This is a genomic window from Streptomyces morookaense (genome assembly GCF_013030945.1).
Taxonomy (GTDB): Bacteria; Actinomycetota; Actinomycetes; order Streptomycetales; family Streptomycetaceae; genus Streptomyces; species Streptomyces morookaensis.
The window spans coordinates 53,658-69,531 of sequence record NZ_JABBXF010000043.1 but is presented as its reverse complement, the minus strand read 5'-3'; the positions used below and the strand labels follow the sequence as shown (position 1 = coordinate 69,531).

General features: G+C 72.8%; 12 protein-coding genes. 10 read left to right on the top strand and 2 right to left on the bottom strand.

Going from position 1 to position 15,874, the window contains the following annotated elements; all coding sequences use genetic code 11:
• Positions 1 to 408: 408 nt before the first annotated feature.
• From nrdR to HG542_RS19415, 7 genes are all read left to right on the top strand, one after another.
• Positions 409 to 957 carry a transcriptional regulator NrdR gene (gene nrdR, locus HG542_RS19445; protein WP_171083172.1) on the top strand — a complete coding sequence of 183 codons (549 nt, stop codon included), beginning with the start codon at positions 409 to 411 and terminating at the stop codon, positions 955 to 957.
• 114 nt (positions 958 to 1,071) lie between these two features.
• Positions 1,072 to 3,948 carry a vitamin B12-dependent ribonucleotide reductase gene (locus HG542_RS19440; protein ID WP_171083170.1) on the top strand — a complete coding sequence of 959 codons (2,877 nt, stop codon included), beginning with the start codon at positions 1,072 to 1,074 and terminating at the stop codon, positions 3,946 to 3,948.
• Between the two features lie 185 nt (positions 3,949 to 4,133).
• Positions 4,134 to 4,739 (top strand): YdbC family protein, encoded by a 606-nt coding sequence (locus HG542_RS19435; RefSeq protein ID WP_171083168.1) that lies wholly within the window; start codon positions 4,134 to 4,136, stop codon positions 4,737 to 4,739.
• 362 nt (positions 4,740 to 5,101) lie between these two features.
• Positions 5,102 to 5,761 carry a histidine phosphatase family protein gene (locus tag HG542_RS19430; protein WP_171083166.1) on the top strand — a complete coding sequence of 220 codons (660 nt, stop codon included), beginning with the start codon at positions 5,102 to 5,104 and terminating at the stop codon, positions 5,759 to 5,761.
• 11 nt (positions 5,762 to 5,772) lie between these two features.
• Positions 5,773 to 6,666, top strand: a complete 894-nt coding sequence (locus tag HG542_RS19425) for an ADP-ribosylglycohydrolase family protein (protein WP_171083165.1) — start codon at positions 5,773 to 5,775, stop codon at positions 6,664 to 6,666.
• A 65-nt stretch (positions 6,667 to 6,731) separates the two neighbouring features.
• Entirely contained in the window at positions 6,732 to 7,442 is a 711-nt protein-coding gene (gene rnhB, locus HG542_RS19420; protein WP_171083162.1) for a ribonuclease HII, read from the top strand.
• Positions 7,443 to 7,500: 58 nt separating this feature from the next.
• Complete coding sequence (locus HG542_RS19415) at positions 7,501 to 8,097, top strand: hypothetical protein (RefSeq protein ID WP_171083161.1); 597 nt, start codon at positions 7,501 to 7,503, stop codon at positions 8,095 to 8,097.
• A 64-nt stretch (positions 8,098 to 8,161) separates the two neighbouring features.
• Here HG542_RS19415 and HG542_RS19410 read toward each other — a convergent pair whose 3' ends face one another.
• Positions 8,162 to 8,740: a hypothetical protein gene (locus HG542_RS19410; RefSeq protein ID WP_171083159.1), complete on the bottom strand. Its 579-nt coding sequence runs from the start codon at positions 8,738 to 8,740 to the stop codon at positions 8,162 to 8,164.
• A gap of 241 nt (positions 8,741 to 8,981) precedes the next feature.
• Complete coding sequence (locus HG542_RS19405; protein ID WP_171083158.1) at positions 8,982 to 11,147, bottom strand: RecQ family ATP-dependent DNA helicase; 2,166 nt, start codon at positions 11,145 to 11,147, stop codon at positions 8,982 to 8,984.
• Positions 11,148 to 11,279: 132 nt separating this feature from the next.
• Between HG542_RS19405 and HG542_RS19400 the strand changes: the two genes are divergently transcribed.
• From HG542_RS19400 to HG542_RS19390, 3 genes are all read left to right on the top strand, one after another.
• Positions 11,280 to 12,770: a DUF4192 domain-containing protein gene (locus HG542_RS19400; RefSeq protein ID WP_171083156.1), complete on the top strand. Its 1,491-nt coding sequence runs from the start codon at positions 11,280 to 11,282 to the stop codon at positions 12,768 to 12,770.
• A gap of 64 nt (positions 12,771 to 12,834) precedes the next feature.
• Entirely contained in the window at positions 12,835 to 14,922 is a 2,088-nt protein-coding gene (locus HG542_RS19395) for a glycogen debranching N-terminal domain-containing protein (RefSeq protein WP_171083154.1), read from the top strand.
• 89 nt (positions 14,923 to 15,011) lie between these two features.
• Positions 15,012 to 15,773, top strand: coding sequence for an NUDIX hydrolase (locus HG542_RS19390; RefSeq protein WP_171083152.1), 762 nt, complete (start codon positions 15,012 to 15,014; stop codon positions 15,771 to 15,773).
• The last annotated feature ends 101 nt before the right edge of the window (positions 15,774 to 15,874 follow it).

Below are 15,874 nucleotides of genomic sequence, written 5' to 3'. Positions count from 1 at the left end.
ACCGGGTGGCTCCGGTCGCGGACCGACCCGTTCCGGCCGGTTCGCGGCAGCGCCCGTCAGGGCCTGCGGGCGCCGTGCGGCCGGCGCCGCATCGCCGTGTCCAGTGTGGCATCAGAAGGCGTGCGGACATGCCGCCAGGACCCCTCGCGTACGCTCGTGTCCTGCCTCCGCGGCGCGACACGCGCTGTGGGTCATTGGCCGCCCGGCACCAGATCTAGTGGTTTGATTGCGGCGGCTACCCACAAGTTGTGGTCGGCGGCCCTCCCCCGGTCAATCCCGGTCGCGGCCATCGCCTATGCTGGGGGCTGCTTCGCGGGGTCCCTCCCAGGGCCCGTCGAAGCGGAGATCGTGCACAGTTTTCTCGAGGTTTCTCGGGGTTACCCAGAGGGTGAAGGAGGGTGGAGAGCCATGCACTGCCCCTTCTGCAGGCACCCCGACAGCCGTGTCGTCGACAGCCGGACCACCGATGACGGCTGTTCGATCCGCAGGCGCCGCCAGTGCCCCGACTGCTCCCGCCGGTTCACCACCGTCGAGACCGCGTCGCTGATGGTGATCAAGCGCAGCGGGGTCACCGAGCCCTTCAGCCGCAACAAGGTCATCTCCGGCGTGCGCAAGGCGTGCCAGGGCCGCCCGGTCACCGAGGACGCGCTGGCCCAGCTCGGCCAGCGGGTCGAGGAGGCGGTGCGTGCCACGGGCAGCGCCGAACTCTCCACGCACGACGTCGGGCTCGCCATACTCGGCCCGCTCAAGGACCTCGATCTCGTCGCGTATCTGCGGTTCGCGTCCGTCTACCAGGCCTTCGACTCGCTCGAGGACTTCGAGGCGGCCGTCGCGGAACTCCGCGCCGGTGCCCCCGGTCCCGCGCCCGCCGAGGACTGCGAAGGCTCCGCAACCGATGCCGGCGGCCGCGGCGGGGACACCCCCGGAGTCCCCGCGCCCGCCGTCGCCGCCGACTGAGGCGGCGGCACACCAGACCTGCCCGGAACGCTCGGCGTTCCCGGGTGACAGACACACATCGCGCCACGGAAGAAATGGGCGCATGAGGGCGTTTTGCCCGTAGAGGGAGGCGGCATGACAGAGACGACGAGCGGCCCGGCACGAGGTTCCCGCTCCAAGGGAAACAAGGGCGGCAAGGGTCTGCGCATCGAACGCATCCACACCACCCCCGGCGTGCACCCGTACGACGAGGTGGTCTGGGAGCGTCGTGACGTCGTCATGACCAACTGGCGTGACGGCTCGATCAATTTCGAGCAGCGTGGCGTCGAGTTCCCCGACTTCTGGTCGGTGAACGCGGTCAACATTGTCACGAGCAAGTACTTCCGCGGCGCCGTCGGTTCGCCCGAGCGCGAGGCAAGCCTCCGGCAGCTCATCGACCGCGTGGTGCTCACCTACCGCAAGGCCGGTGAGGAGCACGGCTACTTCGCCTCCCCCGCGGACGCCGAGATCTTCGAGCACGAGCTCACCTACGCCCTGCTGCACCAGGTCTTCAGCTTCAACTCCCCGGTCTGGTTCAACGTCGGCACCAAGCAGCCGCAGCAGGTGTCCGCCTGCTTCATCCTCTCCGTCGACGACTCCATGGAGTCGATCCTCGACTGGTACAAGGAAGAGGGGATGATCTTCAAGGGCGGCTCCGGCGCCGGCCTGAACCTCTCCCGCATCCGCTCCTCCAAGGAGCTGCTCTCCTCCGGCGGCAACGCGTCCGGCCCGGTCTCCTTCATGCGCGGCGCCGACGCCTCCGCAGGAACGATCAAGTCGGGCGGCGCCACCCGCCGCGCGGCCAAGATGGTCGTCCTCGACGTCGACCACCCCGACGTCGAGGCCTTCATCGACACCAAGGTGAAGGAGGAGGAGAAGATCCGCGCGCTGCGCGACGCGGGCTTCGACATGGACCTGGGCGGCGACGACATCACGTCCGTCCAGTACCAGAACGCCAACAACTCGGTCCGCGTGAACGACGAGTTCATGAAGGCCGTGGAGTCCGGCTCGAAGTTCGGCCTGCGCGCCCGCCTGACCGGTGAGGTCATCGAGGAGATCGACGCCAAGGCGCTCTTCCGCAAGATGGCCGAGGCCGCCTGGCAGTGCGCCGACCCGGGCATCCAGTACGACGACACCATCAACCACTGGCACACCTCGCCGGAGACGGGCCGGATCACCGCGTCCAACCCGTGCAGCGAGTACATGCACCTGGACAACTCCTCGTGCAACCTCGCCTCGCTGAACCTGATGAAGTTCCTGCGCGACGACGAGCAGGGCAACCAGTCGTTCGACGCCGAGCGCTTCGCCAAGGTCGTCGAGCTGGTCATCACGGCGATGGACATCTCCATCTGCTTCGCCGACTTCCCCACCCAGAAGATCGGTGAGACCACCCGCGCCTTCCGCCAGCTGGGCATCGGCTACGCCAACCTCGGCGCCCTGCTGATGGCCACCGGCCACGCCTACGACAGCGACGGCGGCCGTGCGCTCGCCGGTGCCATCACCTCGCTGATGACCGGTACCTCGTACCGCCGCTCCGCCGAGCTGGCCGCGGTCGTCGGCCCGTACGACGGCTACGCCCGCAACGCGGACGCCCACAAGCGCGTCATGCAGCAGCACGCGGACGCCAACACCGCGGCCCGTCGCATGGACGACCTGGACACCCCGGTGTGGGCCGCGGCGACCGAGGCCTGGCAGGACGTGGTCCGCCTCGGCGAGAAGCATGGCTTCCGCAACGCCCAGGCCTCGGTGCTGGCCCCCACCGGCACCATCGGCCTGATGATGGACTGCGACACCACGGGCGTCGAGCCGGACCTGGCCCTGGTCAAGTTCAAGAAGCTCGTCGGCGGCGGCTCCATGCAGATCGTGAACAACACGGTCCCCAAGGCGCTCAAGCGCCTGGGCTACCAGCAGGAGCAGATCGAGGCGATCGTCGCCCACATCGCCGAGCACGGCAATGTCGTCGACGCCCCCGGCCTGAAGTCCGAGCACTACGAGGTCTTCGACTGCGCCATGGGCGAGCGCGCGATCTCCGCCATGGGCCACGTGCGCATGATGGCCGCCGCGCAGCCGTTCCTCTCCGGCGCGATCTCCAAGACCGTGAACCTGCCCGAGTCGGCCACCGTCGAGGAGGTCGAGGAGGTCTACTTCGAGGGCTGGAAGATGGGCCTGAAGGCCCTCGCGATCTACCGCGACAACTGCAAGGTCGGCCAGCCGCTCTCCGCCAAGAAGAAGGAGGAGGAGAAGAAGGCCGAGGCCGCCCCCGCCGCTGTCGCGGAGAAGGTTGTCGAGTACCGCCCGGTCCGCAAGCGTCTGCCCAAGGGCCGTCCGGGCATCACCACCTCCTTCACGGTGGGCGGTGCCGAGGGCTACATGACCGCCAACTCCTACCCGGACGACGGCCTGGGCGAGGTCTTCCTCAAGATGTCCAAGCAGGGTTCGACCCTCGCGGGCATGATGGACGCCTTCTCCATCGCCGTCTCGGTGGGCCTGCAGTACGGCGTGCCGCTGGAGACCTACGTCTCGAAGTTCACCAACATGCGCTTCGAGCCGGCCGGTATGACGGACGACCCGGACGTGCGGATGGCGCAGTCGATCGTCGACTACATCTTCCGCCGCCTGGCGCTGGACTTCCTGCCCTTCGAGACCCGCTCGGCCCTGGGCATCCACTCCGCCGAGGAGCGCCAGCGTCACCTGGACACCGGTTCGTACGAGCCGTCCGACGAGGAGGTCGACGTCGAGGGTCTGGCGCAGTCCGCGCCGCGCCGGACGGAGGCTCCGAAGCCCGAGGTCCCGGCCCAGCCGGCCGCGGTGGCTCCGGCGCCCAAGCAGGCCCACAACTCCACCGAGCTGGTGGAGATGCAGCTCGGACTGAACGCGGACGCGCCGCTGTGCTTCTCCTGCGGCACGAAGATGCGCCGTGCGGGCAGCTGCTACCTCTGCGAGGGCTGCGGCTCGACCAGCGGCTGCAGCTGATGCACTGCTGACGGTCCGATGGCGGAGCCGGCACCTGCCGGTTCCGCCATCGGCGTTCGGCGGCCGTGGCGCGGGAGACCGTGGTGCGGGGAGCGAAACGGGCGCCGAGTTGCACCGGAGCGCTCGCCCGGGTGTACTCCTGCGCTCCCTGATGCGGATCACTGCGCGGGCCGTACGATGTCCCGGTGCTGGTCAAGTGGATTCGCTGCACCGTGGTGGACCGCCGTGGCTTCGAGCGGGGGCAGCGCAAGTGGGCGGGACTGCTCGGTGAACCGGGGTTCCGGGGACAGGGCGGCGGCTGGAGCCGCGGACGCCCCGATGTGGCCCACCTGTTCGGCTTCTGGGAGAGCCGTGCGTTCTACGACTCCTTCATGGCGCGGTCCCACGACAGGCTGGCGGCCGCCCAGTCCGGCACGTACAAGAACATCCAAGTGCGGCTGTTCGAGCACCGCTTCGATGTGAAGGTGGGCTTCCGGCCGCAGTTCACGGATGCGGACGTGGTGCGCATCGCCCACTGCCGGGTGCGCCCGGAACGCGAGGAGCACTTCACCCTGATGCAGGAGAAGGTGTGGAACCCGGCGATGGCCGGCTCGCCGGGGATGCTGCGCGGTGTCTTCGGCCAGGCGCCCGGGCCGGAGTTCCTCGTGCTGTCGATGTGGAACTCCGTTGCCGAGCACGGCAAGTACCGCGCGGAGCGGGTGGAACGGCTCGCCCTGCGCGCTCAGACGGAGGCCGACGTCGCGGCGATCACGGGTGACGTCGTGGAGATGGAACCGTCCTGGACGGTGTGAACGCCCGGGCTCCGGGAGCCGGAGGCGGGCGAACCCGCCAACCACCTGGACGGAGCCGCCCTGGACCGGCTGGAGGACACCCTGCGGGCGCCCCCCGGCAGGGTCGACCTCGACCGCAGGACCGCAGGACACTGGTCCGCTACGGCGGCGGCTACGCCGGATTCGTCGCCGAACGGGCGGCCGTGTGCCGTCGCCGGGAGCAGGTGTACGAGCAGTGGCGCGCCGCGCCGCACCCGGCCGGCCCAGGACGGCAACAGGATGGCCTTCCGCGCCCGCCCGATCCGTCTGCACGTGCCCGTCGACGCGCTGTCCGTGGGGCAGTGCAGGCGGCGCGCGGCGGACGGGCGTTCTAGGGTGGCGGCATGGCACGGCCCCGGCGCATCGTTCTCATCCGGCACGGAGAGTCGGAGGGCAATGTCGACGACGCCGTCTACGAGCGGGAGCCGGACCACGCCCTGAGCCTGACCGCGAGCGGCCGCCGGCAGGTCGAGGAGGCCGGCGTACGGCTGCGCGAGCTGTTCGGGGACGAGCACGTCTCCGCCTACGTCTCGCCCTACCGCCGCACCCATCAGACCTTCCACCTGCTGAAACTCGACCCGGCCCGGGTCCGGGTCCGGGAGGAGCCGCGCCTGCGCGAACAGGACTGGGGCAATTGGCAGGACCGCGAGGACGTGCGCAGGCAGAAGGCCCGCCGGGACGCCTACGGCCACTTCTTCTACCGCTTCGCGCAGGGCGAGTCGGGCGCCGACGTCTACGACCGGGTGGGCGCCTTCCTGGAGAGCCTGTGGCGCAGCTTCGAGGACCCCGACCATCCGCCGAACGTCCTGCTGGTCACGCACGGTCTCACCATGCGGCTGTTCTGCATGCGCTGGCTGCACTGGACCGTCGCCGAGTTCGAGTGCCTGTCGAACCCGGGCAACGCCGAGACACGCATGCTGCTGCTCGGTGCCGACGGCCGGTACCACCTCGACCGGCCCTTCGAGCGCTGGTGCACACCCGAACCGTACGGCTTCACCGGTTAGAGTTCGCTGCGATGAGCGCTGACAGATTCCACCGAGCCCTGGCGAGTCTGCGCGGGCTGGCCGTGGGCGACGCCCTCGGCTCCCAGTTCTTCTCGCCCGTCAACTACCCGTCGCTCAAGCGCCGCCAGCTGCCTCCGGGGCCCTGGCGGTGGACCGACGACACCGAGATGGCCTGCTCCGTGCTGACGGTTCTCGCCGAGCACGGACGCATCGACCAGGACGCCTTGGCACGCTCCTTCGCCGAGCACCACGACGCGGACCGGGGGTACGGCGGGAGGGTCACCGACCTGCTGCACCGGGTCGCCAAGGGTGACGACTGGCGGGAGCCGGCAGCCGCGATGTTCAAGGGGCAGGGGTCCTGGGGCAGCGGGGCCGCCATGCGGGTCGCCCCGCTCGGTGCCTGGTACGCGGACGACCCCGAGCAGGCCACCCACCAGGCGGAGATCTCCGCGTACACCACGCACCAGCACCGCGAGGCGGTGGCCGGGAGCATGGCCGTGGCGGCCGCGGCGGCGATCGTCGCGGGACCGGCCGGGCCGGCCGGTCCCCAGAGCCTTCTGGACGGGGTGATCGCGCTCGTGCCCAGGAGCGCGGTGCAGGCGGGCCTGCGGCGCGCCCGCGACATGCTCGACTACGGCGACGCGACGACCGTCGCCGCCGTGCTCGGCTGCGGGCGCCGCACCAGCGCCCACGACACCGTGCCGTTCGCGCTGTGGGCCGCGGCCCGCAACCTCGGCTCCTTCGAAGCGGCGTTCTGGACGACGGCCCGGGCCGGCGGCGACATCGACACCACCTGCGCCATCGCCGGGGGAGTCGTCGCGGCTGCGGAACGTGGCGCTCCGCCTGCCGGCTGGCTGGAGCTCACCGAGGCCCTGCCCGACTGGCTCCCCACGGCCCCGCACTGATCCGGACGGGGACCCGGGGGCGGGGCGACGCCGGACGCCCCGGGGAGCGTAACCTTGCTGACGCCATGCCCTACCAACCGCCCACCCACAGCGTCGAACGCTCGCTTCGAGCGACGACGGGAGCCAAGATCGTCGCCGGTGTCGACGAGGTCGGCCGCGGTGCCTGGGCCGGTCCGGTCACCGTGTGTGCAGCCGTCACCGGTCTGCGCCGCCCGCCGGACGGCCTCACCGACTCCAAGCTGCTGACCCCCAAGCGCCGCCTGGCGCTCGCCGGGGTGCTGGAGAGCTGGGTCACCGCCTACGCGCTCGGCGACGCCTCCCCGCTGGAGATCGACGAGCTGGGTATGACGGCCGCCCTGCGGCTGGCCGCGACCCGCGCCCTGGACGCGTTGCCCGTACGGCCCGAGGTGGTGATCCTCGACGGCAAGCACGACTACCTCGGCGACCCGTGGAAGGTCCGTACGGTCATCAAGGGCGACCAGTCCTGCGTGGTCGTCGCGGCGGCATCCGTGATCGCCAAGGTCCGGCGGGACGCGATGATGGCCGAACTGGGCTCCGAGCACGCGGACTTCGGGTTCTGCGACAACGCCGGCTATCCCTCGCCGGTGCACCGTGCGGCCCTGGAGGAGCTCGGCCCCACCCCGTACCACCGGTTGTCCTGGTCCTACCTGGACACACTGCCGAAGTGGCAGCACCTGAAGCGGGTTCGGGTCTTTCCTGAGCCCCGTACCGGTGCTTCCCTGGAAGCGGGCGGGCAGCTCGGGTTCGACTTCTGACCGGCCCAAGCGGTACCCGCCGACGCAGCCCGCACCGGCGTTTGATAAACATCAAGTCATGCCTCTCATCCCCGAGGAGCCTCAGATTCACGAGAGCGTCCCGGGTCCTCGCGCAGTGGCGGCCGTCGGCCGCACGGCGTCGACCCCCCGTCCTGTCCCTGGTCCCGGCCCCCGCCCGGCCCCGGCGCGGCCCGGCAACCCCGGCGCCCAGCGTGGCCCGGCAGCGGTCCCGTCCCCGCGTACCCCGCAGCGGACGGCTCCGGCGGCCACCCCGCAGATCCAGCTCATCCCCGCTTCCGTGGAGGGTGCCCTGGACGCCGCGGACGAGGCCGTCGACCTGCTGCTGGACACCGGGCGCGCCCCCGGCGAGGTCCTGGTGCTCACCACCGGCGACCCGCACCCGTGGGCCGCGCACGAGCTGTCCTTCGGCGAAGCGTCGTACTGGGCGCAGCACGACGCGGCCGACGACGTCTTCTACGCGGGCGCCGACGCACAGCGTGCGGCATCCCGGCCCGTCGTCGTCCTGGCCGTCAACGGCGGTTCGGACTCCGCCGTGACCGCTGCGCTTCCCGCGGCCATGGCCCGGGCCGGCGCCCTGCTGATCGTCTGCGGCGACCCGCAGCGGGTCAACTCCCTTCTGGCCACCGGCGTCTGACGTCCGCGCCGCCGAGGGCCGGGTCGCCCCGGCCGTCGGCGGCGCATGGTGCTGCCCCGCGCGATCACCGGGCCGCCGTGTGACGGTGCGCCCCGGGCGCCCCGCCGCCGGCACTGAGCGGCGCGGCGGCACGTGCCAGGGAGCATGGCTGCCGTCCGCTGCGGCCTTCGCCGAGGATGTGCCAGCCGGCCGTCGTCAGCGTGATGTACGCGCCGCAGCGCAGCCCGTGCAGGCTGCAGGCGTCGCGCAGTCCCCACATCCAGGCGCCGTCCTCCGGCGTCCAATGGGCCTCGCCCTCGCGGCAGTAGAGCAGCACGGCGGTGCGGACGGGAACGCGTCTGCGCAAGTCGTGCGGGATCACCCGGCGCAACTGGGCGAGCAGCGCATTGCGCAGCTCCCAGCCGTCGGACAGATCCGTGCGCCTGACGAAGGAAGCGCTCGCGGCGAGCCGTTCGTCCGGGTCGAGCACGGCGACCACGGCCGTGGTCGGCGTGGGCCGATGGCGCGTATGCAGTCCGGTGACGACCTCGCGCGGGTTGCGCAGCAGCGGGACGCCGCATGCGGCCCACGCGGCGGGCTCGAGGAGCCTGCCCAGACGGGGAACGGGATCGGCCGGGGGAGACGGAGCCAAGCCGAAGGCCATGCTTCTCCCTTCGTCTGCACGCCCGTGTCCGGGCGGGAGTTCGGGCAGGAACGCACACCGCGGCAGCCGGCCACGGAAGCCGTGGACGGGCGGGAGCGGGGAGCCGGGGCCAATTCTCCCGGGATCGACGGCCGTGCGGCAACGATCGGCTCCTACCCGTGACCGGTATCGGCGGTCCGCCGACTGAATTCCCCCCTCCGCTGCGCTCGTTCCCGGCGGCGTTGCCCGCCTTCGTCCCCACTCATCCCTGCACGGCCAGGACCAGCGGAAACACCCCCTTGGCCCCGGACCGCCGCAACAGCCGCGCAGCGACGGCCAACGTCCAGCCCGAGTCGGTGAAGTCGTCGACCAGGAGCACCGGGCCGCCTGCGGCGCCAAGTGCCTCCGCAAGGGGCGGCGGCACGGCGAGTGCGCCCTCGAGCGCGCGCAGGCGCTGGGCACTGTTGGAGCGTGGCACTCTGGTATCCGTGTGGGGATCGTGGTACTCGACCGTGCCGAGGAGGGGCATGCGGCCGACATCGGCGATATGTTCGCCCAGGGACCGGATCAACTGCGGCCGGGTGCGCGAGGCCAGGGTGACGACGCCCACCGGCCGGGCGGGGGCCTCCGGGGCGCCGGAGGCCCAACCCCCGGGCCCGCGCGCCCAGTCGGCCAGGACCGTCACCACGGCGGCGGCGACATCGTCCGGAACGGGGCAGTCCGGAGCCTGGGGGGCGAGCAGCGGGCGCAGACGGTTGCCCCAGCCGATGTCGGAGAGCCGGCCGAGGGCACGCCCTGGGGCAGCCTGTTCGCCCGCGGGAATACGGCCCTTGAGATCAACACCGACGGCAGGGAGCCCCGTCGGCCACATGCGCCGCGGCTCCACCTCCACGCCGGGACGCCCGAGTTCGCCCCGCGAAGCACTCAGGGTCGCCTCGGACACGTCGGCGGTGAACCGCAGCCCTGCACAGTTGTCGCAGCGTCCGCACGGGGCGGCCTGCTCGTCGTCCAGCTGCTGTCGCAGGAACTCCATCCGGCAGGCCGTCGTCGCCGCATAGTCGCGCATCGCCTGCTGTTCGGCCGTGCGCTGCTCGGCGACCCAGGCGTAGCGCTGGGCGTCGTACTCCCAGGGGCGGCCGGTCGCCGTCCAGCCGCCGCGAACCCTGCGGACGGCGCCGTCCACGTCGAGGACCTTGAGCATGGTCTCCAGGCGCGAACGGCGCAGCTCCACCCGGGGTTCGAGCGCGGGGAGGGAGAGCGGGACGTCCGATGCCGCCAGCACATCGAGAGTGCGGCGCACCTGCTCCTCCGGGGGGAAGGCCAGCGAGGCGAAGTACTTCCAGATCGCTTCGTCCTCACGGCCGGGCAGCAGCAGCACCTCGGCGTGCTTCACCCCGCGCCCGGCGCGGCCCACTTGCTGGTAGTAGGCGATGGGGGAGGAAGGGGAGCCGAGGTGGACCACGAATCCCAGGTCCGGCTTGTCGAAGCCCATGCCCAGCGCGGAGGTGGCCACAAGCGCCTTGACGCGGTTGGCGAGCAGATCCTCCTCGGCCTGCTGGCGGTCGGCGTTCTCGGTCTTGCCCGTGTAGGAGGCGACGGTATGGCCGCGGTGGCGCAGAAACGCCGCGACCTCCTCGGCGGCGGCGACGGTGAGGGTGTAGATGATGCCGGAGCCGGGCAGCTCGTCGAGGTGGTCGGCGAGCCAGGCCAGCCGGTGCGCGGCGTCGGGCAGCCGGAGGACGCCCAGGCTCAGGCTCTCCCGGTCCAGCGGACCGCGCAGGACGAGCGCCTTCTCCGCGCCTTCGCCCGTGCCCAGCTGCTCGGCGACGTCCGCGGTGACACGGGCGTTGGCGGTGGCCGTCGTCGCCAGCACGGGGACGCCGGGGGAGAGCTCGGCGAGCATAGTGCGCAGTCTGCGGTAGTCGGGCCGGAAGTCGTGGCCCCAGTCGGAGATGCAGTGCGCCTCGTCGACGACGAGCAGGCCGGTGGCGGCGGCGAGCTTGGGCAGCACCTGGTCGCGGAAGTCGGGATTGTTGAGGCGCTCCGGCGAGACCAGCAGCACGTCGACCTCGCCCGCGGCGATCTCGGCCTGCACCGTTTCCCACTCCTCGGTGTTCGAGGAGTTGATCGTGCGCGCCCGGATGCCTGCGCGCGCGGCCGCCTCCACCTGGTTGCGCATGAGCGCCAGCAGCGGGGAGACGATCACCGTGGGCCCGCTGCCGCGCTCGCGCAGGAGTGCCGTGGCCACGAAGTACACCGCGGACTTGCCCCAGCCGGTGCGCTGGACGACGAGGGCACGGCGGCGGTCGGCGACCAGCGCCTCGATCGCTCGCCACTGGTCCTCGCGCAGTCTCGCCTCGCCCGTGGTGTCTCCGACGAGACGGGCGAGGACGGCGTCGGCCGAGGCACGGAGGGCTTCGTTGGTCATGCCCCCATGCAACACGACACCACCGACACCGCGCGAACGCGCTGTCCACAGCCCTCAGCATTAGTAGGACCATATGGCAGGAGTTATCCACAGGGCTGGCGGGCTGCGGCGGGCTCACGGGACCCTCGGGTCATGAGCAACCGCGACGAAACATCCCGCCCGTCCGCAGCCTCCGCCGACTCCTCGACCACGCCCTGGGACCCCCGGCCGGAAACCCAGATCACCCTCCGCAGTCCGGCCGAACTCGCCGACGCCCTCCCATATCTGATGGGCTTTCACCCAACCGACAGCATCGTCATGGTGGCGCTGCACGGTGATCGCGGCCGCTTCGGCGGGCGGCTCAGGCTCGGCATCCCCGGCAGCCGGGCCGAGTGGCCCGAGGTGTGCGACCAGCTCGCCGAGACCCTGGTCGCGGGCAGCGCCAAGCGGGGCGCCCGGCCCGACGGCATCGTGCTGTTCCTCTGCCGGGACCCCGGCGAGGGGGAGACGGCATCGGAGGTCATGGAGCGGCTCCAGCCGCTCGCGCAGTGCCTGCGTGTCGCATGCGGCAGCCTCGACGTGCCGGTCTTCGAGGCACTGTGCATCTCCGGCGGCCGGTTCTGGTCCTACTGCTGCCCCGACGAACGCTGCTGCCCGCCGGAGGGTGTGCCGCTGGCCCTCCCGGGGACGTCGGTGATGGCAGCGGCCGCCGCCTACGCAGGCATCCAGGTCCGGGGCACGCTGCGGGAGATGGAGGCCCGCTACGCACCGCTCACCGGGGACCGGGCCGAGGCACAGCTGCGGGCGCTGGACGGGGCCGCCGCCGACCTCGTGCCCCGCATCCTGAGCGGCACGGACTGCGAGACGGTCCGGCAGGAAACGCTGGATCTGGTGCGGCTGCTGCTGGACCGCTTCCAGGAGGCGGAGCCCGGCACACAGCGCGCAGCGGCCGACGCGCGGGACGATGCGCTGATCGGCGCCGACGAAGCGGCGACGATCATCATCGGCCTGCAGGACCGCGCCGCGCGCGACCGGGCCGCCGAGTGGATGGAGGGCCCGCAGGCCCCGGCGGCGCTGCGCCTCTGGCGGGCCCTCGCCCGTCGCTGCGTGCCGCCGTACCAGGAGCACGCCACGGCGCCGTTCGCCCTGGCCGGCTGGGTGGCCTGGTCCCTCGGGGACCACCCCGAGGCGAGGGTCGCCCTGGGCGGCGCGCTGGACATCGACCCGGGATACCTCTTCGCCCAGCTGCTGCACCGTGCCTGCAACGAGGGCCTGGACCCGGAGCTCCTGCGCCGCTGCCTCCGCCGGGAGCGGGCCGGCCGGGCGCTGGCCGCCGCCGTCGAGGCGGAGGCGGACGCTGCCGGGAGCGACCGCGCGAGGGCGGGCCGTTCCGGGGGAGCGGGGGAGAGGACGGGCGCCTCCCCGGCGGCGGAGAAGACGATGACGGAGAAGTCGGCAGAGGGAACGACAGCAGAGGGAAAGACAGTGGCGGGAAGGACGGCGGCGGGAAAGACACTGCCCACCAGGCGCCGCCGCCCTGCGGCGACGGACGGTCCCGTCGGCCCGGCGACGGCCAACGGTCCCGTGGGCAAGGCCCGGCCGCGGCGGCGCACCGGGCAGCGGGGCGCGCGGAGCCGGCAGTGACCGCGCTGCGCAACGGCCACCGTGACCTCGGCGGGCCCCGCGCCGTTCACCCATGTAGCCCGCAATGGCTGTTCGAGATCCGGACCGTGATGCCCCCAGGGAGCGCAGACGAGTGCAAGGCATTGCCCCCAACGGTCAGCAGGCCCACCGCCCGCCCGCACCCCGGCGTCCCGGCGGCGGACGCCCTCCCGCACCGGCCCCTGTGCACGGGGTGCTGATCTGCGTCGCACTGCCCGCCCTGGCCATCTCCGGTGAGCACGGGCAGCTGACCGGCCAGGGTCTCGACGGCTTCTACCGCGGCGGGCGGCGTCTGCTCGCGCGGTGCAGGGTGCGGGTCGCGGGCGCCGAGCCGGTGCCCGTGCAGGGGCGCATGGTCGCCGCGGGACGGGCCCGGTTCGTCGGCACGGTGCGGACGCCGGCCGACGCGGGGCCCGACCCGGCCGTCACCGTCGAGCGGCTGCGGGACGCAGAGGGCACCGAGCGCATCACCCTGCGCAGCGCGGCGGTCCAGGAGGTGCGGCTGGCCCTGGAGGTGTCCCTGGGCACCGACCTCGCCGAGCTGGGAGCCGTGGCAGCGGGACTGGCCGGGCCGGAGCTCCCTGCGGGTGTGCACGCCTCGGGGCTGCGCTGGTCGGGCCCCGGCGGGCAGGCGGTGGTCACCGCCGACCCGGCGCCCGGCGATGTCCTGGCCTCGGCGGGCCTGTTGTGCTGGGAGATACGGCTGCCGCCCGGCGGCAGCCACAGCGTCGAGCTCCGGGTCCGGCCGGACGCCCCGGGCCGCCCGCAGCCGGGCGGGAGCAGCAGCCGAGACCGCGGCGGGGCGCCCCCGTGGAGCGACGCGGAGGCGGAAGGCGACGACCCGCGGGCCGCTGCCCTGTTGGCGGCGAGCCTGGAGGATCTGCGCGCCCTGCTCGTGCGCGATCCGGTGCACCCGGGCGATGCCCACCTCGCCGCGGGCATTCCGTGGCGCTGCGGCCGCCTCTCGCCGGCCGAGGCGTTGTGGGCCGCCCGGATGGCCCTTCCGCTCGGCACCGGGCTCGCCGCAGGGACGCTGCGCACGCTGGCACGCACCCAGCTCGCGGGATCCGGCCCCGACGCCGGCCGCATCCCCGGACCTTTGCGGCACGCCGGGGCCCATGTGCCGCCCGGCTGCACGGGAGTCGAGGCGACGCTGCTCTTCCCGGCGGTTCTGGCCGAGGCCTGGCGGTGGGGGCTTCCTCCGCAGGAGGCGGCACCGCTCGTGCCGGCGGCCGAGCGGTGCCTGGCCTGGCTCCGTGCGGCTGCCGGGGACGGCGGGTACCTCGCGGACCCGGTGCCAGGCGGCCCCTACCGCTGCGAGGTGCAGGCCCATGCGCACCGGGCGGCGCTGCTCGGTGCGGACCTCCTGACGGCGTTCGGCCGGCCCGGTGCCGAGGAGCTGCTCGACTGGGCCGCCGGTCTCCGGCGCCGCTTCCGGGAGGACTTCTGGACCGACGACGTGGGCGGCGGCCGACCGGTGGCCTGCCTCACCCCCGACGGCCGCCGGATATCCCACCTCGGCTGCGCAGCCGCGCACCTGCTCGACACAGGGCTGCTCGGGGAGGGCCGGGCCGCCCCGGGGCTGCTCGACAAGGTGCAGACCGAGCAGCTGGCCCGGCTGTTCGGCGGCCCCGCTCTCGACTCCGGCTGGGGGCTGCGCAGCCTCGGTTCGAAGGAGGCCGGGTACAACCCGTTCGGACACCGGAACGGCGCCGTGCGGGTCCACGAGACCGCTGTGGCCGTCGCGGGCCTCGCGACGGCCGGATACGAGAACGAGGCGAGCGGGCTGTTGCGAGGAGCGGTCGACGCCGCCGAGGCCTTCGGCCACCGGCTGCCGGAGATGTACGCGGGGGAACAGCGGGCCAGGGGGAGCGTGCCGCTGCCGCATCCCGCCGCCTGCCGACCAGCGGCCGTCGCCGCCGCCGGCGCGGTCCAGCTCCTGACCGTGCTGGCCGGGGTGCGGCCGGATGTGCCCGGGGGCAGCGTGGCGGTCCGGCCGCTGCGCAGTGCGCCGCTGGGGGCCCTGCGTTTCACCGGGCTGCGCGTCGCCGGGCAGCCCTTCGCCGTGAGGATCAGCAGGCTCGGGCTCGGCATGGTCGAGGAAGCCGCCGGCGGCCTGCAGTTGGGGATGTGAGCGCCGTGCACGCCGGACCGACCGAAGGAGCGCCCGCGAGCGTGGTCCAAGAGCCTGTTTATCGTCAGGCAGACGACTATGATCGCGTCATGCCCTACGACCCGTCGGCCTTTCCGCCCTTTGCCGTGACCGTCGACCTGGTCGTGCTGACCGTGCGCCGCCATGCGCTGTGCGCGCTGGCCGTGCGCCGTGGTGAGCCCCCGTTCCAGGGCCGATGGGCGCTGCCCGGCGGATTCGTGCGGGCCGACGAGGACCTGACCACCGCGGCCGCCCGGGAGTTGGCCGAGGAGACCGGCCTGCACGCCCACGACCCGGCGGGCTCCGTGGTCCCCAATGCCGCGCACCTGGAACAGCTCGCCACGTACGGCGACCCCAAGCGCGACCCCCGCATGCGGGTGGTGAGCGTGGCACACCTCGCCCTCGCCCCCGACCTGCCGGCCCCGCGGGCGGGAGGCGACGCGCGCAGCGTCCGCTGGGCGCCGGTGGAGGAGCTGCTGGACCAGGAAACCGGCTACGGGCGCGACGGCGAGCAGGCCGTTCCGCTCGCCTTCGACCATGCCCGCATCCTCGCGGACGGTGTCGAGCGCGCCCGCTCCAAGATCGAGTACTCCTCGCTGGCCACCGCGTTCTGCCCGCAGGAGTTCACGGTCGGCGAGCTGCGCCGGGTCTACGAAGCGGTGTGGGGCGTCGCGCTGGACCCGCGCAACTTCCATCGCAAGGTCACGGGCACTCCCGGCTTCCTGGTCCCCACCGGCGGTACGACGACGCGTCAGGGCGGGCGCCCGGCACAGCTGTTCCGGGCGGGCGGGGCCACGCTGCTCAACCCGCCGATGCTGCGTCCCGAGGCGTGAGCCGCAGGACGGGCCGGAGGTCCGCCCTGCGGAGCCGTCCATCCGGGGTGACACACCCCAGAACAGCCGCCATTGCGTAGCAAATAAGACATACAGGGTTA